This window comes from Micromonospora vinacea, assembly GCF_015751785.1.
GTDB lineage: Bacteria > Actinomycetota > Actinomycetes > Mycobacteriales > Micromonosporaceae > Micromonospora > Micromonospora vinacea.
In genome coordinates, this window is the sequence record NZ_JADOTY010000001.1 from 4,605,275 (window position 1) to 4,629,645 (window position 24,371).

24 protein-coding genes are annotated in these 24,371 nt (G+C 68.1%); 10 read left to right on the top strand and 14 right to left on the bottom strand.

What is annotated here, in order from left to right; all coding sequences use genetic code 11:
- Positions 1 to 168 precede the first annotated feature (168 nt).
- Both IW249_RS21700 and IW249_RS21705 read left to right on the top strand, forming a co-directional pair.
- Positions 169 to 1,317 carry a hypothetical protein gene (locus tag IW249_RS21700; protein ID WP_196922429.1) on the top strand — a complete coding sequence of 383 codons (1,149 nt, stop codon included), beginning with the start codon at positions 169 to 171 and terminating at the stop codon, positions 1,315 to 1,317.
- A 421-nt stretch (positions 1,318 to 1,738) separates the two neighbouring features.
- Complete coding sequence (locus IW249_RS21705; RefSeq protein ID WP_196922430.1) at positions 1,739 to 2,608, top strand: NAD(P)H-binding protein; 870 nt, start codon at positions 1,739 to 1,741, stop codon at positions 2,606 to 2,608.
- A 210-nt stretch (positions 2,609 to 2,818) separates the two neighbouring features.
- Here IW249_RS21705 and IW249_RS21710 read toward each other — a convergent pair whose 3' ends face one another.
- Entirely contained in the window at positions 2,819 to 3,748 is a 930-nt protein-coding gene (locus IW249_RS21710; protein ID WP_196922431.1) for a LysR family transcriptional regulator, read from the bottom strand.
- 72 nt (positions 3,749 to 3,820) lie between these two features.
- Between IW249_RS21710 and IW249_RS21715 the strand changes: the two genes are divergently transcribed.
- Both IW249_RS21715 and IW249_RS21720 read left to right on the top strand, forming a co-directional pair.
- A complete protein-coding gene (locus IW249_RS21715; RefSeq protein ID WP_196922432.1) occupies positions 3,821 to 4,774 on the top strand; it encodes an EamA family transporter in 954 nt (317 codons plus the stop codon).
- Positions 4,775 to 4,918: 144 nt separating this feature from the next.
- Complete coding sequence (locus IW249_RS21720; RefSeq protein ID WP_196922433.1) at positions 4,919 to 5,458, top strand: GNAT family N-acetyltransferase; 540 nt, start codon at positions 4,919 to 4,921, stop codon at positions 5,456 to 5,458.
- Between the two features lie 327 nt (positions 5,459 to 5,785).
- On the opposite strand, the gene IW249_RS21725 is transcribed toward IW249_RS21720, so the two are convergent.
- Positions 5,786 to 6,463, bottom strand: a complete 678-nt coding sequence (locus IW249_RS21725; protein ID WP_196922434.1) for an SDR family oxidoreductase — start codon at positions 6,461 to 6,463, stop codon at positions 5,786 to 5,788.
- A 222-nt stretch (positions 6,464 to 6,685) separates the two neighbouring features.
- Between IW249_RS21725 and IW249_RS21730 the strand changes: the two genes are divergently transcribed.
- Positions 6,686 to 7,612 (top strand): hypothetical protein, encoded by a 927-nt coding sequence (locus IW249_RS21730; protein ID WP_196922435.1) that lies wholly within the window; start codon positions 6,686 to 6,688, stop codon positions 7,610 to 7,612.
- Positions 7,613 to 7,716: 104 nt separating this feature from the next.
- Here IW249_RS21730 and IW249_RS21735 read toward each other — a convergent pair whose 3' ends face one another.
- Together IW249_RS21735 and IW249_RS21740 are read right to left on the bottom strand one after the other, a co-directional pair.
- Positions 7,717 to 8,706 (bottom strand): hypothetical protein, encoded by a 990-nt coding sequence (locus tag IW249_RS21735; protein WP_196922436.1) that lies wholly within the window; start codon positions 8,704 to 8,706, stop codon positions 7,717 to 7,719.
- Positions 8,707 to 9,212: 506 nt separating this feature from the next.
- Positions 9,213 to 9,713, bottom strand: a complete 501-nt coding sequence (locus IW249_RS21740) for a hypothetical protein (RefSeq protein ID WP_196922437.1) — start codon at positions 9,711 to 9,713, stop codon at positions 9,213 to 9,215.
- Between the two features lie 213 nt (positions 9,714 to 9,926).
- On the opposite strand from IW249_RS21740, the gene IW249_RS21745 reads away from it, so the two are divergent.
- Positions 9,927 to 10,466 (top strand): DinB family protein, encoded by a 540-nt coding sequence (locus tag IW249_RS21745; RefSeq protein WP_307788663.1) that lies wholly within the window; start codon positions 9,927 to 9,929, stop codon positions 10,464 to 10,466.
- 212 nt (positions 10,467 to 10,678) lie between these two features.
- Here IW249_RS21745 and IW249_RS21750 read toward each other — a convergent pair whose 3' ends face one another.
- The 10 genes from IW249_RS21750 to IW249_RS21795 all read right to left on the bottom strand — a co-directional run bounded on the left by IW249_RS21750 (position 10,679) and on the right by IW249_RS21795 (position 21,024).
- Positions 10,679 to 11,383 (bottom strand): hypothetical protein, encoded by a 705-nt coding sequence (locus tag IW249_RS21750; RefSeq protein WP_196922438.1) that lies wholly within the window; start codon positions 11,381 to 11,383, stop codon positions 10,679 to 10,681.
- 401 nt (positions 11,384 to 11,784) lie between these two features.
- Entirely contained in the window at positions 11,785 to 12,570 is a 786-nt protein-coding gene (locus IW249_RS21755; protein WP_196922439.1) for a hypothetical protein, read from the bottom strand.
- 62 nt (positions 12,571 to 12,632) lie between these two features.
- The gene (locus tag IW249_RS21760; protein ID WP_196922440.1) at positions 12,633 to 13,841 is read right to left on the bottom strand and encodes an iron-containing alcohol dehydrogenase; all 1,209 of its coding nucleotides are present in this window, start codon (positions 13,839 to 13,841) and stop codon (positions 12,633 to 12,635) included.
- A 1-nt stretch (position 13,842) separates the two neighbouring features.
- Positions 13,843 to 13,983, bottom strand: coding sequence for a hypothetical protein (locus IW249_RS21765; RefSeq protein ID WP_196922441.1), 141 nt, complete (start codon positions 13,981 to 13,983; stop codon positions 13,843 to 13,845).
- Positions 13,980 to 15,440, bottom strand: coding sequence for an NAD-dependent succinate-semialdehyde dehydrogenase (locus tag IW249_RS21770; RefSeq protein WP_196922442.1), 1,461 nt, complete (start codon positions 15,438 to 15,440; stop codon positions 13,980 to 13,982). Before IW249_RS21770 ends, IW249_RS21765 begins: the two co-directional genes overlap by 4 nt.
- Before the next feature lie 197 nt (positions 15,441 to 15,637).
- On the bottom strand, positions 15,638 to 16,714 hold the full coding sequence (locus IW249_RS21775) for an ABC transporter ATP-binding protein (RefSeq protein WP_196922443.1): 1,077 nt from the start codon (positions 16,712 to 16,714) through the stop codon (positions 15,638 to 15,640).
- Positions 16,714 to 17,781, bottom strand: a complete 1,068-nt coding sequence (locus IW249_RS21780; RefSeq protein ID WP_196922444.1) for an ABC transporter ATP-binding protein — start codon at positions 17,779 to 17,781, stop codon at positions 16,714 to 16,716. The genes IW249_RS21775 and IW249_RS21780 overlap by 1 nt, the downstream gene beginning before the upstream one ends.
- On the bottom strand, positions 17,781 to 18,692 hold the full coding sequence (locus IW249_RS21785; protein ID WP_196922445.1) for a carbohydrate ABC transporter permease: 912 nt from the start codon (positions 18,690 to 18,692) through the stop codon (positions 17,781 to 17,783). Before IW249_RS21785 ends, IW249_RS21780 begins: the two co-directional genes overlap by 1 nt.
- Complete coding sequence (locus IW249_RS21790) at positions 18,692 to 19,600, bottom strand: carbohydrate ABC transporter permease (RefSeq protein ID WP_307788664.1); 909 nt, start codon at positions 19,598 to 19,600, stop codon at positions 18,692 to 18,694. The genes IW249_RS21785 and IW249_RS21790 overlap by 1 nt, the downstream gene beginning before the upstream one ends.
- 38 nt (positions 19,601 to 19,638) lie before the next feature.
- A complete protein-coding gene (locus IW249_RS21795; protein ID WP_307788665.1) occupies positions 19,639 to 21,024 on the bottom strand; it encodes an extracellular solute-binding protein in 1,386 nt (461 codons plus the stop codon).
- Positions 21,025 to 21,463: 439 nt separating this feature from the next.
- Between IW249_RS21795 and IW249_RS21800 the strand changes: the two genes are divergently transcribed.
- The 4 genes from IW249_RS21800 (at position 21,464) to IW249_RS21815 (ending at position 24,284) form a co-directional block, all read left to right on the top strand.
- A complete protein-coding gene (locus IW249_RS21800) occupies positions 21,464 to 22,207 on the top strand; it encodes a GntR family transcriptional regulator (protein WP_196922448.1) in 744 nt (247 codons plus the stop codon).
- 20 nt (positions 22,208 to 22,227) lie between these two features.
- On the top strand, positions 22,228 to 22,866 hold the full coding sequence (locus IW249_RS21805; protein WP_231392606.1) for a DJ-1/PfpI family protein: 639 nt from the start codon (positions 22,228 to 22,230) through the stop codon (positions 22,864 to 22,866).
- 97 nt (positions 22,867 to 22,963) lie between these two features.
- The gene (locus tag IW249_RS21810) at positions 22,964 to 23,707 is read left to right on the top strand and encodes an alpha/beta fold hydrolase (RefSeq protein ID WP_231393879.1); all 744 of its coding nucleotides are present in this window, start codon (positions 22,964 to 22,966) and stop codon (positions 23,705 to 23,707) included.
- 22 nt (positions 23,708 to 23,729) lie between these two features.
- On the top strand, positions 23,730 to 24,284 hold the full coding sequence (locus IW249_RS21815; protein WP_196922450.1) for a hypothetical protein: 555 nt from the start codon (positions 23,730 to 23,732) through the stop codon (positions 24,282 to 24,284).
- Positions 24,285 to 24,371: the final 87 nt, after the last annotated feature.

Consider the following 24,371-nt stretch of genomic DNA (forward strand, 5'->3'; position numbering starts at 1 on the left):
CGTCGCGACGATCGCATACCGCATCGAACGTCGTAGCAGGAGACGGTGAACTGGTAGGCAAGTTGTCGCCGGCGGCGGCCGGATCCGTGGGGCTCAGCGGCCCGCGAGCCGATCCGTCCTTCCCGTTCCGGCCGTCCGGCCGGCGACCGTCCCGCAAGGGAGGGTCTCATGAACCATCAGGCAGCAACCACGAACCTGCTGGAGTTCCAGCCGACCGAAATCACGCCGTCGACTCTGACCTACACGCTGGAGGACCGTTCGGAAACCTTCGCGAAGTCGGTCGCGGACCTCAACGCCAAGATCCCGAACGTGCATCTGGTCGATGTCATCCGCGACGTGAACCATAGTGCGAAGGCCTCGTGCGGCAAGCCGCCGACCCCGGACTCGGTGCAGTTCTGTTGGAACGACGAGGACAACGAAGGCACCACGTGGATCCCGCAAGGGCTCACCGGTTCCTGGGACGCCGACGATGACGGCCGGTTCGGCGAGCATCACGTCATCGCGGCGACCTGGTACGACGCCGAGGGCCTCGACGGCACCAACCGGGGCAGCCGGATCACGTTCGTCAACTACGACGACCCGGACAAGCCCGAGTACCGGCACGTCCTGCTTGTCGTTCCGGACCGCAAGGGCAGTTTCCACGCCGCGGTGTCGCACGCCGGCGGTGTCGCCTGGGCCGGCTACCGGCTCTACGTCGCCGATACCAATGCGATCCGCCTGTTCGACCTGCACAACATCTGGCGCACAATTCCCGACCGTTCGCACAAGCGGATCGGGATGATCGGCGGAAAGGCGTACGCGGCAGACTACCGCTACGCGATCCCGCAGGTCGGCTACTACACGCCGCAACCGGACCCGACGCGGTTGCCGCTGCGCATTTCCTCGATCAGCCTCGACCGCAGCAGTTCGCCGAACTCGCTCGTCACCGCGGAGTACAAGGAGGACCGCGACGGGGTCCACTCGCCGAAACCCGCCGACGCGCGGATCGTCCGGTGGAACCTCGACGGTAAGGGCAAACTCGCGGCGTCCGATGGCCTGGTCAGCTCCGATGCGGTGTACGTGACGTCACGGGCGAACGTCAACGGCGCGATCACACACCGAGACGAGTTCGTGCTGACCAGCAGCGAGTTCGACCGCAAGCCCGCCTGGATCCACCGCGCCACCGTGGGCACCTCGCGGCAGTACACCAGCGTCGCAGCGGGAGGACCCGAGGACCTGACCTACCAGCCGCAGGGCAAGCGGATGTGGACACTCACCGAGTACAACGGGCAGCGCAGCGTGTTCGGCATCCCACTGTCGTCGATCGGCGACGCCTGACCGCGTAGCCCAGTGCGCGCCGGACTCGCGCGGGCAAGCCACCACCCGCGCGAGCCGGTGCGGTGCCGAGAGACCAGGCAGCCGACTTGCACTCACGTCGGCGGCGCGACGCGCACGCTGATCGACGCTCCGGACTGGCGGACCGTAATCCAGCATCGCCCTATGCCCCGGACCTCAGGCCGACCGAACGCGTCTGGGGACTCGCGAAACGAGGCTTGGCCAATTCCGACGTACGCGGCGTCGACCACCTCGCCGGGGCCCTTGCGCACCGGCTGCGGGCCATCCAATGTCGGCCGACCCGTTCGCGGGTTCCTCGGCCAGACCGGAATGACGCTCGACCCGGAACCGCCATGATCAATCAAGCCTCAACCGTTCGACCTCTGTAGCGTGGTCAGCGGTTACCGACGCTGAGGAGGGCCCTGTGCGGATCGCCGTCACCACTCCGAACGGCAACGTTGGACGCCACGTGGTTGCCATGCTGATCCGAGCCGGCGTACGGCCGCTGGTGCTCGCCCGCCACCCGGACCGGCTGCCGCCGTCAGTGCGAGCCGAAGCCGACGTGGCGGCCGTCGACCTGTACGACGCGGACGGCGTGGTCGCCGCGACTCGGGGCGTGGACGCCCTCTACTGGGTCGACCCGACCACAGACAGTGAGGACCCGCTCGGCGACTATGCCCGGGCCACCACCGCCGTGGTTCGCGCGGTCACCGAGAACCAGCTCCGCCGGACCGTGTTCCAGAGCAGCGTCGGTGCCGAGCGCCGGCACGGGGCCGGAGAGATAGACGGCCTCGCCGCGACCGAGGTCGCCCTGGACGCCACCGGCACCACCGTCGCACACCTACGCTGCGGATTCTTCTTCACAAACCTCCTGCTTCAACTCGACGCGATCCGCGGCGGACGAATCCCGATCATCCTGCCCGTCGATCAGCCAATGGCGTGGGTAGCTCCACGCGACATCGCCGAGGTCGCTGTCACCCGACTGCTGTCGCCGGCATGGTCCGGCCGCGTCGTGCAAGCTGTACACGGACCTACCGAACTCACCTGGGCACAAGCGGCCGAGATCGTCAGCGCGGCCACCGGGCAACCGTGCACCGCCGACCGAAATTCCGACGAAACCATGCGCGAGAACCTGCGTGCCAGCGGGATGACGGCAGGCCTCACCGACGCCGTGATAGGAATGTCCAGCGGTCTGCGCGACGATTTCGTCCCCGAACAACCGCGCACCATACGAACCACGACACCCACCACCCTCGCCGCCTGGGCATACAACGTCCTGCGCACCCAACTGTGATAGGCCTGCGTGGCGGCACTGCCGCAGGCGTACCCCGGCTACCTCCCGACGCCGCACACCGGCGGCCCGGACATTGTTCAGCCGGCCGCCAGGCGATGAGACTGCTATCACGAGACCACCCGCAACTGTCGATTACCGCGCACTCGACAATGCGCGGGTCACCGCTGCTCATGGCCGCATGGTCGTCGACCGGGGGTCGAAGCACGTACGTCAGGCGCTGATCGGCGGAAGCTGTCCGTGGGGGAGGTCGGGCGGGCTGTTCAGCTCGGCCAGGAGGGCGTCCACCGCGGGCCGTTGCGGTGTGCCGCCGAGGGCACGGGTGACCGCGAAGATGCGTCGCTCGATGGTCGGCTCGACCAGTGGCTCTACGTGCACCCCGGGTGGCACGTGGCGTAGCGCCAGCTCCGGCACGAGCGCGGCGCCCAGCCCGGCCGCGACGAGGTCCAGCGTGAGCGCGAAGTCGACGGCACGGTGCCGGATGTCCGGCTCGAAGCCGGCGAGCCGGCAAGCGTGCAATGTGGACCGAAGGCACGGCGTGTGTTCGGCGCTGGCGATCCATGGCATGTCACGCAGCTCGCTCAGCCGGCCGGTGCGACGGCGCCATTCGACCGGGGTGATCAGGTGCATCGGGTCGGTGGTGACCGGATGTCGGTCCAGGTCGTCGACCAGTGGCACGGGCACGTGGTCGTACTCCTGCAGCACCGCTACGTCGAGGGTGCCGGAGCGCAGGTCGAGGCGGCTCTGCTGGTCTTCGGCCTCGATCACCCGCACGTCCAGCTCCGGGTGTTTCGCCCGCAGGCGGGCGGCGGCGGGTGCCACCAGCGCGCCGGCTGCGGACGCGAACGCGCCGACCCGCACCGTACCGCTGACGCCGTGGCGAAGCGCGGCGAGTCCGGCCACCGCCTGCTCCACCGCGCCCAGCACGTCCTTCGCGTGGCTGGCCAGAACCTGGCCGGCCGGGGTGAGGACGATTCCGCGCCCGGCCCGCTCGACAAGCTCGTGCCCGGCCTCTCGGGACAGCTGGACGAGCTGCTGGGAGACCGCCGACGGAGTGACGTGCAGCGCTGCGGCAGCGGCGGTGACGCTGCCGCGCAGCGCGACCTCGTGCAGCACGCGGAGCCGGCGTACGTCAAGATTCATGTAGCCACGCTACAGCAACAATGAAGAACGTTGAACTGGTCCTTAAGCGTTGCCTCGGGCAGCGTAGCCGGCATGAAAGCATCACACCGACTTCTCGCCCTGCTCGTCGCCGCTATCTGGGGCGTCAACTTCGTCGCCATCGAGCTGGGCCTGCGCGACCTGCCGCCGCTCGTGCTGACCGCGCTGCGCTTCGTCGCGGCGGCGGTGCCGCTGGTCTTCCTGGTGCCGCGCCCCAGCGCCCGGCTCCGCTACGTGGTCGCCTACGGCCTGGTGCTCGGCGTCCTGAAGTTCGGCGCGCTGTTCACGGCGCTTGCGGCTGGCATGTCGGCCGGTCTGGCCTCGCTGGTGCTGCAGGCACAGGCCCTGATGTCGGTGCTGCTGGCGGCGGCGGTGCTGGGCGAGCGGCCGGCGCGGGCGCAGGTGGCCGGCGTGCTGGTCGGATCGGTCGGGATCGGCTTGCTGGCGATCGGCAGCGGCGGCCACGCCACGGTGATCGGTTTCGTGCTGACTCTGTTCGCGGCGGCCAGCTGGGCCACGGCGAACCTGGTCATGCGGGCCAGCGGCGAGACGCGGCCGCTCTCGCTGCTGGTCTGGTCGAGCCTGGTGCCGCCGTTGCCGTTGCTCGGCCTGGCCGGCGTGGTCGACGGGGGACAGGCGGTGCTGGATGCGATCACCGGCCTGTCGTGGCGCGGGCTGCTAGCAGTGGCGTACGTCGCGTACGTGTCGACACTCGTCGGCTTCGGGATCTGGAACCGGCTGATCGCCCAGTATTCGGTCGCGCGGGTGGCGCCGTTCAGCCTCCTGGTGCCGGTCTTCGGGCTCAGCGCGGCGTGGCTACTGCTCGACGAGCCCGTCGGCGCGACCGAGCTTGCCGCGGCCGCCATCATCCTCGCCGGGCTGGCGCTGGTGGTCCGGCGCTCCACAGCGGACGGCAAGAACACCACGGCCGCGAGCGAGGGCCGCAAGCCCCGAGTACGTCCCGGCCGCGGCCGCCTAATCCGCAGCTACGACACCTCCGCGCGCTGATCGGGATCCCGATGCCGGCTCACCGACCGCCGGCATCAACGCGCACGTTTGTCGTCGTCACGGCGGACTCTGGAACGCCGCGCGGTCCGGGCGACCCTGCATAATCCGATCGTGGAACTCCATACCGGCTGTTAGCGTCGCGGCATGTTCGCCACCGACCGGGTCCGACTGCGTCCGCCCACGCCCGACGACGCGCCGAACATGTTCCTTCTGTACGGTGATCCCGAGCTGCACCTGATCACAGACGGCGAGCCATTCCTGCCGCGTCACGTCGGCCAGATTCGGGCCCGGCTGGAGAAGCAGGTCACCGAGCCGCCCGACGGCCAGACGATGGTTTCGCTGCTGGCCGAAACCGTGGCCGACGGCGTTTTCCTCGGTGGCGGCACGTTGTGGGGGATCAACGCGTTCAATCAGTACGCCCACCTCGGCATCTCCCTGCTGCCCGAGGCGCGCGGCCAGGGGTATGGGACCGAGGTGATCCGGCTGCTCTGCCGGTACGGCTTCCGCAACCGCAACCTACGCCGCCTGGAATTGGAGACGCTGGCCAGCAATACGGCCATGAGGCGGACCGCGGAGACGTGCGGCTTCACGCACGAAGGCACCCAGCGGGAGCGCGAGTACGACGGCGATGGCTTCGTGGATATGGTGATCTACGGTCTGCTCCGGCGAGACTGGACGCCGTAGCCGGCCGGTTCGGCGTCTCTCCCGATGCCGGAAAGCCTCGCGGTCGGCATCGCGCTGGTGCCACGTCGAGCAAGGCGAAGGGTTTTCGGCTCGATGTATACGGATCGGCCGCTGGTCGTGCGCACAGGCAGACGACGAGCCGTCACCTTCGGTGCTCGGTGCCCCGAGGTACAGGCGTCCGGATCTGTCGATGACAGTGCGTCGGAGAGTGCCAACAAGCCCGGCCCTGCTCCACTGCCAGTTGATCGCGGGCGGGACGGTGCGCTACTACTGCCGATGAGTCGGGTGCGCGAGCAGTCGTCGGCGGCCCGATGCAGGCGCGGCTGATCATTTGCGAGGTGCTGGCAGCACCGACACTTCGGGTAGGTATGCGTCGTCGCGCAGGTCGAGGGCGGTCAGCACTACCGACGCCAGCGTCTCTGGCCGGATGCAGTCGGCTGCATCGAACGGCCGGCCGAACTGTCCCCGGACCTTGCGAAGCAACTCGGTCGCCGTACCGCCGGGGTAGACGGTGGTCACACGAAGCCCGTGGCGCGCTTCCTCCTCGCGCAGCGAATCGGCCAACTCGCGCAGCGCAGCCTTGCTTGCCGCGTAGGCTGACCATCGTGGCACCGCGTGCAGCCCGGGCGCGGCGTTGATGAACACGACGTGGCCGTCCGCTCTGCGTAGCGCGGGCAGCAACGCCCGCGTGATCTCCGCGGCGGCCGCCACGTTGACAGTCAACGTCTCCAGCCACAACGCGTACGGGGTTTCGTCCACGCTGGCGACCTCGGCGATGCCGGCGCAATGCACGAGCGCGTCGAGGCGATCCAGTTCGACCAGCGGAGCCGGCAGGTCGACGGGATGTTGAAGGTCGAGCAGCACCGGACTGGTCCGCGGTGTCCTCGCGCACAACCGGTCGAGCAACACGTCGTTGCGGCCGGCGGCCGTCACATCGTAACCGCGGTCGGCCGCGGCCCGTACCACTGCCGCGCCGACGCCACCGGTCGCACCCGTGACCAGCATGGTTCTCGCCATCTGGTCGATCTTTGCACAGGGGTGCCTGGCACTCCACTCAGGTCGAAGGAGCCTAGACGCGGAACTGCTCACCCCGGCCGTGGATCAGGCCCGGCTCGACGTGCGATCCTAAGCCCGCTGGCTGTTCCGCCGGCCGGCGAGTCCGCCCGGCATGGATCGCATGGACGACACAACAGGAACGGCGCCGGCGAAGCTCGGTACCTTCGCGTGATGCCAGCTCCCAGGCCACGGCGCAGGCGACGCCGAGCCGGATCCACGGCTCAGGCGGGCGGCGACGCGCCCAGGACGATGCACGTCCACGCCGCCGGTGACGTGTACGTCGACAGCAGCATCAGCAACAGGAGCAGCGTCAGCAGCAGTACCGTCAGCTACGGCCCGGATCGGACGAGCGTGGCCGACGACCTGATGCCGGCCGTACTGACGGCGCTCCCGCTGCTGCTGGTGCTGCTCCTGCTGTCGTTGACCGGTCAGCACGTCCTCCTCCGTTCGATCGTGCAGGAGGGGAACCCGCTCGGCCTGATGGCGCTGCTGCTGCCGCTGTTCCTGCCGACCATCGCGGCGTCGCTCGTCTACCTCGCCCGGCAACGCGGCTGGCTGGGCTGGACCCTCCGTGCCACCAACTGGGCGGCGGCCGGCCTCGCCGCCGGCTTCGCGATCTTCGTTCCGTTGAACTACCTGCTGTTGCAGCTCATCGCCTTCCTGGTGAGTCTCGGGTGGATCTGGGCCCGGCGCCGGCTGGCGCCGCATCGCCGGGGCATCGCGATCGTCGCGGCCATCGTGCTCGCGGCTCTGGTCGTCGAGGAAGGGCTAGCCGCGTCCGGTTGGCCCCGCTACAGCTTGTCCCGGATCGCCGTCGGGCGTGTGGTGGACGGTCTGACGCGGATGAACCTCGAAGACGCCGGCACGAAGACGGAACGCTCCGTGCTCGTGGTGAGCGTCAACGACGGCTACGCGATCGTCGCCTCGACCGGCTATCCACCCAGGATGGAGAGCATGGCCCCGAGTGAGCTGGCAGGCGGCCGGATCTGCCAGCTCAGGCCCCGGGGGATGCAACTCAGTCCCTTCCAGTGGATCGGCAGGGTGGTGTCGGCGAACCGTCGGACGCCCCCGGTCGCGGAGTACTGCGTCGACCCCTAGTGCGGTGTCCACTAACGTTCCCCGGGTGGGCCGGTGGGGTGTTGTGGATCCTCGCCCTTGAGGGCGAGCGACTCCCCACTGGATGGTGGGCGGGAGGGGCCGCGTCACTGCACAGCCGTGGCCGGGGGATGATCGAATGATTCGGGGCAGCGAAAGGCGTACAGCGAGTAGCCGCGCCCAATTTGCACACCGACGATGTCTGGCGACGCGGTCGGGTTCTCCTCGGACGGGCGCCAGCTGCAATGCATGCCGTTCCAGTCGCCCGAATCCACGGTGAGAATCAAGGTCATCGTGGTGCCGCAGCCAGCACAGTCCATCGGGTACGGATCGGTCAGTGACCAGTTCGCGTACCCGCCGACCTTCCATCCCGGCGCCAGCGACAAGTCGCTCTGGTAGTGGGGACGGCTATCGCCTTGGCCGTCATCCCACTCGTCGAGCCGTTCGCGTAGGTCATCGGGGAACAGATCGGAGTATTGGTACTCGCGGACCTGCTCGGGATGCACCACGCACGGAACCGGCAGGTACATGTCGCTGATCACCGGCGGCTCGGGAGGAGCTTCGAGTAGCGGGCCGACGGCGGAACTGTCGCGCCAGTAGAGGAAGACGCGAGGGCTGTAGTGCCGGTCCGAGTGGTCCACCGGGCACCACAGCACCTGGAGCAGGTCGGTGCCGTCCGGACCGGCGTAGTCCGGGATATCGCGTCGGTACAGTTGCGCGACCGGGACCAACGGGATGGGGTCCTCGATCAGGTCGTCTAAGTCCAGAGCATCGGCCGCATCGAGCTCGGCCCGCTCCTCCACAGTCAAGAAGTCCCCGCCCGGCAACGGCTCCCGGGCTTCTGCGGTCGCGAGGATCTCCCGCCTGCGGTGCAGGGCGGCCAGGGTCGTCAGGCCCCATGGCTCGTGCGCCCCGGCGTCGTCGCAGACCGGCCATACCTCGTCGGCCGGCCACAGTAGCGGTCCGCCGACGGAGCTATCCGTAACGGTCGGAGCGCCAGGTCGGGGATGCAGGCGGGTAGCCGTGGTGGAATGTTCCCGCAGTTCGGGGAATAACGCGGTGATGTCCAGGGGACGCGGAGGCGTGGTGCGGACCATAGAAGTGAATCTTATGGCCCTCGTGCTGGTCCTGACTTGCTGAGCAGCTACGGTCCCGGCTCAGCCGGATCGTCGGGATTCCGCTGTATCCGCCATGCGCGAAGTGGTGCAAGTCGCGTGGAGCCCGCCGCCGTGGCCACCGCGTCGCTGATCATGCACCGGTAGACGATGTCGGACAGGCGTCGTTTCAGCGCGCGCATCGCCTCCATCGATGTCTTGCCGGTGGTCTTCGTCGGGTCGACGTAGGCGCGTCCTTCGGTTGGGGTTGCGTGGTTGGACGGTGGTCATGATGTGCAGCACCCGGTTGCCGGTTGCCGGCGCGGGAGAGCCGGTGGCGTGTCTGCTCGCCGGAGGACGCGCCGCTCTTCGCGGTCGCTCGCTGGGCGTCGCGCAGGCTGACCGTGGGTTGCTTCAGAGGCTCACCCAGGTGCCCCAGGCCGCACGGACATGCGAATCGGCGGTGACCCTCCAGGTGAGGGTCACCGCCGATTGCGTGGTCGAACCGGTCAGGCGGCCGAGCAGGCGGTGTCCAGCTCCTTGATGGCAGCTTCAAGGGTCTTCTTGCTGGGCTTGGCGTCGGCGGACTTGTTGTACGCGTCGCTCAGGCCCATCATCTCGTTCTGGATTTTTTCGGAGGCGGCGGTGACTGCCTCGTTGGCGCCCAGCGAGTGCGCCAGGATCGCGACCGAGCCGGCGGCCCATTGGGCGCTGACCGCGAAATGCCCGGCTGGCGGGCCGATTTTCTCGGCCTTGGTGACCTTGGCCGCGTTGTCCTTGATGTCCTTCTTGATGTCGGTGCAGGCCTTCACTGTGGCCGCGTCGCTGGTTGCGGCGGTGGCCGCAGCGCTGGTCGGGGCGGCGCTCAAGGCTGCCGGGGACGGCGAGGTTGCGGTGCTCTCAGATTCGGGCTGCGGATCGCAGCCGGACATCGCGATCGCCGCCGCAACGGCCATGCCAGTCAGGACAAGTCGAGTTCGGTTCATCGATGTTTCCCCCATGATCTTCATGTCCGGCGCACGCTACCAGCCCCGGTCGAACGGGTGGGACCAGTTATTTGGCCGACGAGCACCGAGCCCTGGGCCTGGAGCTGGATGCGAGGCGCGTCGTGACTGCGACGGGATGGCACGGTGGAATCAGTGCGGCGTTGTGAGAGCGGCCGTCGAAGTTGGGGCACCGCAACTCGCTTGACTGGTGCGCTCCGCCCGCGATTGGGTGGCGCCGTGAGCAAACTGTGGACCGCCCCCGGGGACGACCCCAGGACCTTCGGTCAGCCCGTCGGCGAAAAGGCGACCTACAGGGAATACCTCGGCAACTACCGTCTGACCGTAGAGATGAAGTGCGACGGACTGGACGCCGAGCAGCTCGGCCGACGCTCGGTACCGCCCAGCACCCTGAGCTTGCTCGGCCTGATCCGCCACCTGGCTCAGATGGAGAACGACTGGTTCCAGCGTGTGCTGCAAGGGCGGACCGACGCACCGCGCCTTTACCAGCGTGAGGACGAGCCGGATTGGGACTTCGGGGGCGCGGTTTCCGACCCAGCCCTGGTGAAGGACGCCTTCGCAACCTGGAAGGCCGAGATCGCCAAGGCGGACGAATGGCTCGACGCCCTGGAGGAGGCCGACCTGGGCCGCGAGGTGTCGGTCGACGGTGGCAGCCACGCCACGCGCGACGTGCTTGTCCACGTGATCGAGGAGTATGCGCGGCACGCTGGCCACGCCGACCTCCTGCGCGAGTGCATCGACGGGCGAACCGGCCTGTGACCCACCGGGGCGGTGGGTCAGCATAAGGACCGCCCCCAGCATGCAACCACACCGTGAGGAACGGCGGACAGCAGAACCGGGGCGGCCCGGAGCCAGTGAGTGACAGACCGGGTGACGATCACGACGGACACCCGTGGACGACACGGTCAAAGATCTGGGGCTCCACCCCGAATCCCGGCCTTCCTCAGAGATCCGCCGCAGCAGCGCGGTTGTCAGGCGTTGCCACTGGGCTCCAGCAGCAAACTGACCTGAGCCAGCATGTCTGACGACATGGCCCCAGGGCGGCGGAACGCGTACCTGGTCTCGCTGATCCGCCCGGCCGGGGTCAGAGTCCAGTGCTGCGGACCCCAGCAGCCCTGCTCCTCAAGGAGGATCCGAGCGAGCACCCCGGTCTCTCCAGCGGCGCCGCAGGCGGTCAACATCGCAGCGAGGACGTCGTCCGCGTCCAAGGGGAGGTCCGCGTCACTCATGATCGGCAACAACAGAAGGAAAGTGTGAGGGTCAAGGCGCGGCGCCGATCCGGCTTCGGCCGCCTTATGCGCGACGGCGAGCAACTCTGGCCAGCACAGTCCGGGCCCCCTGAAGCAACCTTCGACCCTTGCCAGGGGAACCGTCGCCTTCCAGTCAGGATGGTGCAGCAGATAGTCGTACCCTCCTTCCCCGGGAAGGTTGCGGTACAAGACATGAAGCACGTGCCCTGCCGGGAGCGGGACTGACAGCGCTGGCCACTGGCGCTCAGCGCTGACCCGTTCGAAAAACTGCAACAGGTCGGCCTTGCTGACCCCAAATCCCGCACACAGCGGCTCTTCGACGCCGTTGGTGCATTGCAACAAGTGGCTCGCCCAGAAAAGTGGCTCGTCTATCAGGTACGCCCCATCGACCAAGGGGTCGTCCTCATGGCCTGGAATCAGGGGCATCGGCCGATTCTGGCACAGATCTCTGAGCCCAGCCTGACCCCCGCATGACGCCAACGGCCGCCACAGCTATGTGGAAGTAGCCGGTGCCCCGGTGTGTGTGGACGTGTGGCGAGTCGTCCTGGGGGTCAAGGGTCGTCGGTCCGAATCCAGCCGCCGCTTCGCCGCCCTCGTGAAGCAGACCAGCCAGCACATCGGCCAACTGCGCCTTGAACGAGAGCCACTATCGAGTTGGACAACCGATGCTGAGGCTCGGTGGTGCAGTCGAGGAGGCGGGGCTGATCAGCGGGGCAGGGCAACTGGTGCGCCGATGGCTGCGAGCGGCCACGAAGCGCCGGGGAGCCACCCAGCACTTGTGCCGTCTGTGGTTCGGGTTGCGCTCGGGAAGGCGTCGCCTGCGTTCGTCAGAGGCGGTGGAGGCCTTTTCTCAGCTGGTGGATGACTTGCCACTGTGCTTGGTCGGCGGTGGGTCGGGGAAAGCCGCCGTGCCTGAAGGTCCAGTTCAGGTAGGCCACCAGGGGCATGCGGGCCTCGCCCACGAAGTACGCGTCGGCGGATGCGTCGGGGAGGATGATGCCGTAGGGGCCACCGCCGCTGACGTTGTCCTTGTGGAAGTGGTCGGGCGCGACGGGCAGTAGGAATGGCTCGTCCTGGTCTTCCTGCCACGCCTCGATCTCTTCCGCGAAGTACTCGCGGATGTCGCTGTTCGGGTAGCGGGAACCCGCCAACTCCAACACGAGCGGGTCGGCCGCTGCGGAACTGGGCCATTGCGGATGTGTTCCGACCAGCCACACGTCGCCCACGATGCGGACCCACGACGACAGCACCATCGGGAGGGGGCCGAGACGCTGTTCCAGCCAGTGAAGGAGCTCTTCCGCCTTCGGGTCGGGTGGCGTGTATGGCTCCGTCGGGGTCTGGTCGTCGTCGTTCTCGTGGAATCGGTAGCCCTGCTCGCTCAGACGCGCGACCAGGGTTTCGATGTTGCTCCGGACCCGGCGCGCCATCTCGTCGCACACCGCCTGCGCCTCAGGGGCGAAGGCTGGCTCACGGACGCGGCTGCCAAGCTGCCGCATCTCATGCCATACCCGATCTTGTTGCCCGGCGACGTAGCGGTCAACCCAGTCCAGGTGCTTAATCATCGCGATCATGGTGCCGCAGGTGATCTCTTCAATCAACGGTCCGTGCGACACCGAGCGCCCAGTCTCGCGGGACCCATCCGCCGGCCACTATCTCTGCTCGGAGTCAGGACGTGTCAGGTCCGGTCCCCGGTCCAGGCCGCTTCGAGGATCGCGGTCAGACTGGCGGTGTCGGTCGGGCCCGGATGGTTCTGGATCAAGCGGGTGACGCCACTGGCCATCTCCGCGAAGCGCGGGAGGTCGGCGCGCGCCACGCCGATGTCCGCCAATGTGGGAGGGATGCCGATGTCGGCGAGGAGCCCGTCGAGCCAGGTGAGGAACGTGTCTGCGGCCTCGGTATCCGAGGCGTCGGTCACGTCGAGCCCGCACACTCTGGCGAGGATGGCCAACCGGTCGCCGATGGCATCTTTGGCCGCGTCGAGTGCGTAGGGCAGTAGCAGCCCGACGCCCAGGCCGTGCGGCGTGTGCGTGGCCGCGCCGATCGGGTATTGAAGAGCGTGCGGGGCCGCGTTGCCCGCGTGGGAAAAGGCGAGCCCGGCGAGCATGGACCCGTAGGACATGTCCGCGCGGGCGTCAGTGTCGCCTCCGTCCCTGACAGCACGACGCAGGCTACGGGCGATCCGCTCGGCGGCCAGGAGCGCGTAGTGGTCGGTGATCGGGTTGCGGCCGAGGAACACCTGCTCCACCGGGTCGCGCGGCCCGTGGGCCCGGGCTCGCGCGGTGTAGCTCTCCACAGCGTGACAAAACGCGTCGATGCCGGAGTGGGCGGTGACGCTCGCAGGGCAGGTGTAGGTGAGTTCGGGGTCGACGATGGCGAAGTCGGGCACGATGTGGACGCTGGAAACCCCCACCTTCAGTGCGCGGTCCGGGTCGGTCAACACCGAGACGGGTGTGAGCTCGGAACCGGTGCCTGACGTCGTCGGGACCGCGACGAGAGGGAACGTCGGGCCCGGCACCTTCGACTCGCCGTAGTAGTCGCGCGGCGTCCCGCCGTGACGGCGGATGACGCCGACGATTTTCGCGAGGTCGATCACCGTGCCGCCCCCGATGGCGAGGATCACGTCGGCGTCCACCTTGGCGGCGACCGCGACGGCCAGGGCGACATCGGCGAGTGGCACGTCTGGAGTCGCGTCGGAAAACACCTCGACGGCCTCGACCTTCTCCCGCACCGCGGCCACGATCCCGGCCACGCCCGGCTGCCCCAGTAGAACCTGGTCGGTCACGATGAGGACTCGCGAGCCACTCTCGGCCACCACTCGTGGGATGTTCTGCGCGACCCCTTCGCCCACTATCAGCTGGCGTGGTCCGCGGACGGTCTCAAGCATGTCAGTGCCTCTCCGGAGCGTCGGCGGCGATGTGCTGGGCGGACGTCCAGGTCACCTGCGGGACCGGGACGGCGTCGGCGAGGTTGGCCGCCCGGGTGACGCAGGCGCGCACGCCGGACGCCCGGAGCAGCAGGCCGGTCATGGTAGGTCGATCGCCACGTAGGTGAGGTCGAGGTACTCCTGGATGCCCTCGTGCGACCCCTCCTTGCCGATCCCGGACTGCTTCACGCCTCCGAACGGAGCAGACGGGTCCGAGATCAGGCCACGGTTGATGCCGAGCATCCCCGTATCCAGCCCTTCGGTGAACCGGAGCGCCCGCTGGAGGTCACGGGTGAAGATGTATCCGGCCAGGCCGTGCTCGGTGTCGTTGGCCTTCGCCATCACCTCGTCGTCGGACGTGAACGAGATGATCGGCGCCACCGGACCGAAGATCTCCGCCTCCAGCATCCGCGCGTCTTCGGGCACGTCGACGAGGACCGTAGGCGGGTAGAAGTGGCCCGGCCCGTCCGGACGCTCACCGCCCACCACGACCCGGGCGCCGCGATCCACCGCGTCGGCGACGAGCTCGTCGATCTTGGTGACCGAGGCCTCGTCGATCAACGCCCCGACGTTCACGCCGTCGTCGAGGCCATGGCCCATCGAAAGCGCGCCCATCCGCTCGGCGAAGCGCGCCGTGAACTCCTCGCGCACCGGCTCCTCGACGTAGATCCGGTTGGCCGCGATGCAGGACTCCCCGATGTTGCGCATCTTGGCCACCATGGCACCGTCGACCGCGACGTCCAGGTCGGCGTCGGCACACACGATCAGGGCCGCGTTGCCGCCCAGTTCCATGGAGGTGCGCAGCACGTTGTCGGCAGCCTGTCGGAGCAGTACGCGCCCGACCTCGGTCGACCCGGTGAACGAAAGCTTGCGGGTCCGACTGTCGGCCAGCAGTGCGGAGACCACGTCGCCGGAACGCTTGGTGGTCACCACGTTCACGACGCCCGGGGGAACGCCGACCTCCTCCATGATGCGGGCCAGGAACAGCATGGTGAGTGGCGTCTGGCCTGCTGGCTTGGTGATCGTCGTGCAGCCCGCGGCCAGCGCAGGAGCGATCTTGCGGGCACCCATGGCCAACGGAAAGTTCCAGGGCGTCACGAAGACGCACGGTCCGACCGGCTTCGGCACGGTGAGGATGCGGTATCCACCCGCGGGAGCAATGCTGTAGCGCCCCTCGACGCGCACCGCTTCCTCGGCGAACCACCGGAAGAACTCGGCGCCGTAGGCCACCTCACCCCGAGCCTCGGCGAGCGGCTTGCCCATCTCGAGCGTTATCAGCCGGGCGACCTCCTCGGATCGCTCGGTCAACGCCCGGTACGTCGCGGTCAACAACTCTGACCGTTTCCGCGGCGGGGTGGCCGCCCACTGCGCCATTGCCGTGCTCGCAGCGTCCAGAGCGGCGAGCCCGTCAACGACGTCGGCGTCCGCCACCTCGGCGATGGTCTTGCCGGTGGCCGGGTCCTCGACGGCGAAGGTGGCTCCGCTTGCGGCGTCGCGCCAGGCGTCGCCGATCCGGAGCCGCCGGTGCTCGGGGGCCAGGACGTTCATCGGGTCACTCATCGCGTCGCCTCCTGTGATCTTTCTGGTGATGTCCGGCGTGCCTCAACAAACGCGCTGTGCGCGTGAACGGAGGGCGCCACCGATCGCCTTCTCGGGCCACGGCCGTCTCAGCGTCGTCAGGCCGTGTCCACTGGTGACGGTCCGCCGAGGCTTGATTGCCACGTGCGGGCGCATGGTGCCGTCGCCGCCCGGTTCGTTTACCGCCCAGCCTCGGACAGCGACAGCCCGGTGCCCGCATCGAACAGGTGCGCACGATCCAGGTCGACCGTGACATGCAGCTGCTCGCCCGGCGTACCGGTGACGGTGGGGCGTGCCTTGACCTTGAGGATCTCCGTCCCCACCCGGACGTCGACCACCGTCCGGTCACCGAGCGGCTCAAGCCCGTAGAGCTCACCCGACAACGACGCGTTCCCACGCTGCTCGACGGACAGGTCCTCCGCGCGCAGGCCCAGCAGCAGCGCACGACCGTCCTCAGCCGTGGTCCAGCGGGGCCGCGGCAGCGTCCAGCCTTCCGCACCGATCAGACGATCTCCCTCGGCGTGGCAGGCGAGCAGGCTGATCGGCGGGCTCCCGACGAACCCGGCGACCCACTGGTTGGCGGGACGCTCATACACCTCGGTCGGCGTTCCGACCTGTTGCACCTTCCCCTCCTTGAGGACCGCGACCTGGTCGGCCATGGACAGGGCCTCGACCTGGTCGTTGGTCACGTAGACGAAGGTCGCGCCGAGGCTCCGGTGGATGCGGGTGAGCTCGGTGCGCATCTCGACGCGGAGTTTGAGGTCGAGGTTCGTCAGCGGCTCGTCCATGAGGAACGCGCGCGGGCGCCGGACCAGCGCCCGGGCCAGGGCGACGCGCTGCATCTCACCGCCCGACAACTGCGCGGGACGACGCTGCAGCAGACGTTCGATGTGTAGCAGGTTCGACATCTGCTCGACGGCGGCGGCGATCTCACTCGACGAGCAGCGGCGTGCCCGCAGCGGTGAGGCGATGTTCTCGTACACCGTGTGTCGCGGGTAGAGGGCGTAGCTCTGGAAGACCATGGCCAGGTCGCGTGCGGCCGGGGTGTCACCGGTCGCGTCCCTGCCGTCCAGATGCACCGATCCGGCGTCAAGCTTCTCAAGGCCGGCGATCGCTCGCAGGGTCGTCGTCTTGCCGGCCCCGGAGGGCCCGAGCACGACGAAGAACGAGCCGTCCGGTACGTCCAGCGTCACCCCGTCCAGGGCCTGGACCTTGCCGAAGGACTTGCACAGCCCTTGCGCTGCCACGGTTCCCATCAGGCCACCAGTTCTTCCGTGCTCACGTCGTAGACCGCCGGGGTCCCGCCGGTGTGCCGCAGCCCGACAGTTGCGTCAGCGGCGAAACGGACAGTCGGTGGCATCCGAACCCGGACGTCGCGCTGGCCGCTGTGGTCGACCACGTAGATGATTTCGTCGCCCAGCCACTCCGCCGAGACCACGCGGGCCGGGACCGAGCGTTCCGCCCCTGGTGCGGTGACTTCCAGCGCCTCCGGCCGGACGCCGGCGACCAGGTGACGGTCGCGCGGCAGGCCTGGCGGTGGCGTGAGGACCAGTCCGCCCTGACCGCGCAGCTTCCCGTCGGCCACCTCCACCTCGATGAGGTTCATCGGCGGGGAGCCGATGAACGCGGCGCAGAACAGACTCGCCGGGCGGTCGTAGACCTCCAGCGGCGTGCCGATCTGCTCGACGCGGCCCTTGTTGAGGATGGCGATTCGGTGACCGAGCGACATCGCCTCGACCTGGTCGTGGGTGACGTAGACCATCGTCGCCCCCAGTTCCCCCTGCAGGTGCTTGATCTCCGTGCGCATGTCCGCCCTCAGCTCCGCGTCCAGATTGGTGAGCGGTTCGTCCATGAGGAATGCGCGCGGTCGTCGTACCAGGGCGCGAGCAAGCGCAACGCGCTGCTGCTCCCCGCCGGACAGCTGGCGGGGTCGCCGGTTCAGGAGCGGCCCGAGCCGCATCAGCCGGGCGGCCTCGTCGACCCGCTTGTGCACCTCCTGCTTGGGCAGCCCCTCGGCCCGCAGTGGGAACGCCAGGTTGTCGCGGGTTTTCAGGTGCGGGTAGAGAGCGTAGAACTGGAACACCATGGCGATGTCGCGCTCGGCGGGCGGCAGGTCGTTGACCAGCGTGTCGCCGATGCGGATGTCGCCCGTCGTCTGCCTCTCCAGGCCGGCTATGGCCCGCAGCGTGGTCGTCTTGCCGCAACCCGAAGGGCCGAGCATCACGAACAGCTCGCCGTCGCCGATGGACAGGTCCACGTGGTCAACCGCGACCGTCCCGTCCGGGTAGCGCTTGTGCAGGGCGCTCACCTCGATGCCCGCCATCAGCGTCGCACCGCCCCGAGCGTCACACCGGCGATGAGGTGCTTGCGCACCAGGTACGCGAAGACGAGCACCGGTAGGGCGAAGACCATGGAGGCGGCGGCCACGAGACCCCAGTCCGTAGTGGTGCCGCCGATGAGGCCGGCGATGGCGGGTGGGGCCGTCCGCACGCTGTCGCTGGAGGTGAGGAAGGTGGCGAACACGAACTCGTTCCACGAGAAGATGAGTGCGAAGACCGCCGTCGCGGCGATGCCGGGTACGAGCAGCGGCAGGGTGTATCGCCAGAACGCCTGCAGACGGGTGTAGCCGTCGAGCATGGCGGCGTCCTCGTACTCCGCGGGCACCTCGTCGACGAACCCCTTCATCATCCAGATCGTGAACGGGACGTTGAACGCGGCGTAGATGAGGATCAGGCCGAGCTTGCTGTCGATGAGTCCGGCCTGGCGGTACATGAGGAAGATCGGGATCACGACCACCACGGGCGGCATGAAGCGGGTGGACAGGATGAAGAACAGTTGGTCCTTCTTGGCCTTCACGGCGAAGCGTGAGTAGGCCCAGGCCGCCGGGACCCCCAGCACGGTGGCGAGCACCGTGGAGACCCCGGCGACCACCACCGAGTTGAGGAACGAGACGGACAAGGCCGAGCGACCACCGTCCGGGGCGACGAACACGTCCTTGAAGTGGTCCAGAGTGACGTCGAAGTCGAAGAACTTCGCCGGGATGGCGTAGACGTCACGGTTCTCCTTGATGGACGTCTCGATCATCCACAGCACCGGAAAGAGCATCACGACGGCCAGTACGGTCAGCAGCGCGACCTCCAGCGCGGAGCGGCCCCGGCCGCGAAATCGGCGCGCGGGAGGCGTGTGATCCCGGGCAGGACCCGCGGACACGGCCTCGTCGACGGAGACGGCCATCAGCCCTCCTTGAGCTTGTTCAGGTAGCGCAGGTAGAGCTGCGTGAGGACGATGACGACGAGGACCATGAGAATCCCGTACGCCGAGGCGGTTCCGGTGTTGAAGCCCAGGAACGCGACCTTGTAGATGTGGAACGACAACGTCTCGGTGGAGACACCCGGGCCTCCGTTGGTGAGGATGTAGACGAGGTCGAACAGCCGGAAGGCCTCGATGGCCCTGAACATCACGGCAATGAGCAGCAGTGGCCACACCAGCGGAAGGGTGATGGTGCGGAACCGGAACCACTCGGACGCCCGGTCGATCGAGGCGGCCTCGTAGAGGTACTTGGGCACCGCGGTGAGGCCCGCAAGTGCGATGAGCATGATGAACGGCGTCCACTGCCAGGTGTCGACCACGACCAGGGACAGCAGTGCCGTCCGCTGCCGGGTGAGCCACTCCACCTGCCCCAGACCGACCGAGCCGAGCATGCTGTTGATCACGCCGAACTGCGCGTCGAGCATGAATCGCCAGAACAGCCCGACCACGACCGGCGACAGCATCATCGGAACCAGGAACAGGGTGGTCAGCACTCCTCGGCCGTGCGTGCGCCGTGAGATCAGGTAGGCGATGCCGAAACCGAGCACGGTCTGCAGGCCGACCGCGCCGACCACGTAGATCAACGTCGTCAGGGCCCTCGTGTGGACCTGCGCCGACGTCAGGATGGCGGTGTAGTTCCCGAACCCGATGAAATTGGCGGGCCCCCCGCGGGTGGCCGAGTAGTCGGTGAAGGACAGGTACAACGCCCACAGCAACGGGAACACCGACATGGCGAGCAACAGCAGCATCGCGGGGGAGATGAAGGCAACGGCGAGCCCGCGGTCGCTCAGCCGGCGGGACCGACCCCGGGCAGGTGGCGGCGCGGATGCCACCTGCCCGGGGTGGTCGGTCGTCAGAGGGACGGCGTCACTCACAGTCCGCCGCCGCCCTTGCGGCTGCTCGAGTCGAGCACGCTCTGCTGCTCCTTGGCGATGTCGTCGAGCGCATCCTTCGGCTTCTTCGCGCCGTTGAGAGCCGCGTTCACGTTGGTGTTCTCGATGTCGACGAGGCGCGCGTACTCGGGCACGTTCCACATGTCCCGCATCCGCGGAACCGAGTCGGTGTACACCTGGTTGAACGGCCCGGCGTTGAGGAACTCGGGCGACTCCAGGGCGTCCGTACGCGATGGCACCCCACCGGCCGCGGCCCACTTCTTCTGGACGTCAGCCCGCTCGAACCACTTCATGAAGTTCAGGGCCTCGGCCTGCTTTTCCTTGGAGGAGTAGGCCGACACGTGCATGCCCATACCGCCGAGAGGGACCAGGTTCGTCTTCTGGCTCGGAAGGGTGGCGAAACCCAGCTTGTCGAGAATCTGCTTCCGCGTGGTGCCGAGTGTCGACTGCTTCGGATCGAGCAGGCCGCCGCTCGCGGCGATCCAGTTGAACGCGATGCATGCCTTGCCCTGGGCGACCGCCGCGTTCACCTCGTCGATGAACCAGTTGCCGGAGCCCTTGGCGGTCAGCGGCTTCATCTTGTTGACCAGGACGTCCATCGCCTCCTGGCCCGCAGCGTCGTTGAGGACGCCGTCGATCTTGCGCGACTTGGAGTCCCAGAGGTTGCCGCCGTAGACGCCGTTGACCGTGTTGTAGGTGACGGCCGCGGCGTCGGAGCCGTTCGCCTGGTGGAAGGCCAGCCCGCTGACGCCGGGGTTGTCCGCCTGGCACTTCTCGGCGGCCGCGATCATCTGGTCCCAGGTCTGCGGTGGCTTGTCGCCGATCAGGTCCTTGCGGTAGATCATCGTCCAGGTGTCGCCGAGCAGCGGAAGTCCGTACAGGCTGGCGTTCTCGTCGCGCTTGCCGGTCTCCGCCTGGGGGAACTGGCCGTAGGCCGCCAGGAGGTACGGGTTGTAGGCGTTGACGTCGATGTTCTCTTTGACGAAGTCGGTGAGGTCGAGGATGTTGCCGTTCGTCACGGCCTCGCCGATGTGTTGGGAATCCAGGATCGCGATGTCGAAGTCGGTCTTGCGCGCGGCGAACTGGGTGAACATCGCGTCGTGCCAGTTCGCGTTCGGCACGGTGTTGACCTTGATGGTCGCGTTCGGCCGTTCCTTCTTGTACTCCGTGTTCGCGAAGGCTTCCAGTGCCTGGGCGGGGGGCCAGTCGAACCAGATGAAGCTGAGGGTCTGCGGGGCCGTGGTGAGCTCCGGGATGGTCGCCGGCGCCTTCGGGGCGCTCGCCTTCGCGCCGTCGTCCTTGCCGTCACCGCAAGCCGCCACGGTCGTGGCCACCAGCAGCATGGCCGCCGTCGCCAGCTGCACCTTTCGACCGCGTATGGACATTCGTCCTGTTCGCTGTGGATACCGCATCTTCTGGCCTGCTTTCTGGGGTGGGGACTTCTAGAGCCTCGCTATGTGCTTCGCCGAGCAGTTGCTGGGTGGTTCAGGCGTGTTGCCGGGCTGTCGCGTGGGCCGACCCGCGGGCCGGCGTCACGAGTGCGCCGCGATGCGCCGGGTCTTCATGCCGTCGAAAGGTCCTTCGGCCCAGCTGCGGCCCGGTGACGAACCGAGCGGGACGTCGAGCATGCTCGTGGGAGCTCCAGGCGACCGAAGTAGGGCGGTGGCGGGCGGTTCCGCGATGGTGCAGATGGCGGACGTCCGTCGCTTTTCCTATACGATCGCGTGGGGGCGTCAGCATGCCGCAGTGTGGTGACTGGTGTCAATAGGTTCGCGAAGGCGCAAGAAGGGACCTCACGTCACGATGGACGACGAAGCGATGAACGCGCGGGGCCGTAGGGCCGTGACGGGCGGAACGCCGCCGGGAAGATCCGGCGGCCGGCTTGCCGACGAGGTGTACGACACGCTGCTCGGACAGCTGATGTCGCTACGGATCGAGCCTGGCTCCCGCGTCACGATCGACGTCCTGGCGCGAGAGCTGGGGGTCTCGCAGACGCCGATCCGAGACGCTCTGAACCGCATGGAGGCCGAGGGTCTGGTCGTGCGTGTTCCCCATGCCGGCTACCGCATCCCACCACAGATCACCCGTCACCGATTCGAGGACATGCTCGAGGTCCGCCTGCTCCTCGAGCCGGCAGCGGCACGCAGATCCGCCGAACGCGCATCCTCCGAGCAGGTGGCCGGCCTGCGACGAATGCTGGAGGAGATGGCGGAGCTGGAGGAGGGCAAGGGCCCGATGGCCTACGGCGCCTTCGGGCTACGCGACGCCGCGTTTCACGATCTCGTCGCCCTGAGCGCCGAGAACCAGGTCATCCGGGAAGCGCTCGCTCGCCTGCACAGCCACGTGCACCTCTTCCGGCTTCACCACGACACCCAGGTCACTCACCTGGCCATGGCCGAGCACGAGGACGTTGTGGCCGCGATCGCCGCGCGTGACCCCGACGCCGCCGCCTACGCAATGCGTCGACACATCCTGCGGTCCGGCGAGCGTTTCCGACGATTCTTCGACGAGGTCGAGGGCGTGGGCGCAATAGCGGTAGAGGCTTGACGGGCGGACCGGGCCGAGGAATGCTGACCCCGATCGATCAGATCGGATTGGATCCACCTCACCCGCCACCGACATGCGAGGAGAAGCAGGTGCCCAGAGCGCTGCTCCTGACCGGCGACGCCGCCGAGGAGCTCGACACCATGTATCCCTACTATCGCGTGCAGGAGGGCGGCTGGGACGTCGACGTCTCGTCACGGACGATGCGTGACGTGCAACTGGTCATCCACGAGTTCGACCCCAACTCCGACGCCTACGTGGAGAAGAACGGCCGGAAGCTGCCGGTCGACGTGCCCTGGGCCGAGGTCGACGTCGAGCGCTATGACGCCCTCATCATCCCCGGGGGACGTGCCCCCGAGTGGATCCGGGTCGACGCCGACGTCAGGCGCATCACCGAGCACTTCTTCGCGCGCAACCTCCCCATCGCGCTGGTGTGCCACGGCGCGCAGGTGCCAGCGGTCTACGGGCTGCTGAAGGGTCGAAAGACGGCGTGCTTCCCGCCCATCACCGGTGACATGGAGAACGCGGGCGCGACGGTCATCGACGCTCCCGACGTCGTGGACGGCAACCTCGTCTCCTGCCGGGGATGGCCCGACATGCCGCAGTTCGGCAGGGCGATGATGGAGCTCTTCTCGAAGTCGGTCGACCCCGCATCGGCATGAGCACACCCGGCCTGCCCCGGTGACGGCACTTCGCACAGTCACAGTCGACGGCTCTCCCGTCCACCTCCTGGAGAGCGGCACCGGGCCCGCGGTGCTGATGCTGCACGGCTCCGGACCCGGCACGACCGGGTCCGGCGCCTGGGCAGCGACAGCGCAGGCGCTGGGCACGTCCTTGCACCTGGTGGCTCCTGACCAGGCGGGGTTCGGCCGTACACCTGTCCCGGAAGGCTCCAGGGGTGGGCTCCGGCTGTGGACGGAGCAGGCCGCGGGCCTGATGGACGCTCTCGGTATCGAGCACTACGCCGTGGTGGGTCACTCCATGGGCGGTGCCGTGGCGCTGGCCTTGGCGGCCGCGCGCCCCCAGCAGGTCACCCGTGTCGTGGCGGTCGCGACGATGGGCGCCCCCGGGGCGCCGCTGTCGGCCGAACTCGACGCGGTCTGGGCCGCCCCCGCCGGCCCACTCGGGGCACGAGACATGCTGAGTCGCCTCGTCCTCGACCAGGCACTCGTGACCGATTCGGCAGTCGATGCCCGTGCAACCGCGATGCGAGAGGGGGCGGCCGCATTCGCGTCGTTGTTCCCTCCACCCAGGGCGCGATGGGTCGACGATCTCACCCTTTCGGCAGGAACGCTGGCCGCGGTGCGCGCGCCCGTGCTGCTCGTTCACGGCGCCGACGACCGAGTCACGCCCCTCGGGACGGCAGCCCCGCCCCTGCTCGAACACCTGGCCGATGTCCGTCTGCACGTGTTCGGCCGATGCGGGCACGTGCCGGCGATCGAGCACCCGCACGAGTTCAGGCAACTGCTGTCATGCTTCCTCCGCTGGGATCGAGGCCACTGATTGCTGCGGCAGGTCCGCAGCGATGAGCTTCGACATGAGCTGCGGAGGTGGCGCAATGGTGGTCCGACGCCGCTGGCTGTTCTGGGCCGCGGCAGCGGCAGTGTTGGGTGGCTGCAGCTCCGAGGTGAACAACCCGCACGAGGGTGTGCTACCCAAGGGTGAGAGCTTGGGCGAGATGCGCCAGCAAGCGGGCGAGGCCCTGACCCGCTATGACCAGGCGGTCAGCAACGCGCGTGGTTCTGCCACCGTTACTGTGACACCGCCGCCATGGAACTCCCCACCTGGCATCTCCATCGAATCAGCCACCGGTGCCAGGGCTGGTACCCGGTTGACTGTCACCTTCACCGGCACTCGGGGACCGGCAACGAGACCTTGCGGTGCCGACTACCACGCTGAGGCGGTCGAATCGGTCAACGGGGTCGTCGTCATCGTCATCGCCCAGCCTCATGCCACCAACGAGGTATGCACGCTTGCCGGCTACACGCGAACTGCCACTCTGAACCTGGCTCAACCTCTGCGCCAGCGGGTGGTCCTCGAAGCGAGGCAAGGGCAGCCGGTTCCGCTGGCCACCGAGTGAGCGCAGTGCGAGAGCCTCCTCTTGACCATGTCGAGCATCTGTTGGGTACGCCGTGCCCAGCCAGCCCCACACAGCGCCCTGCTCCTC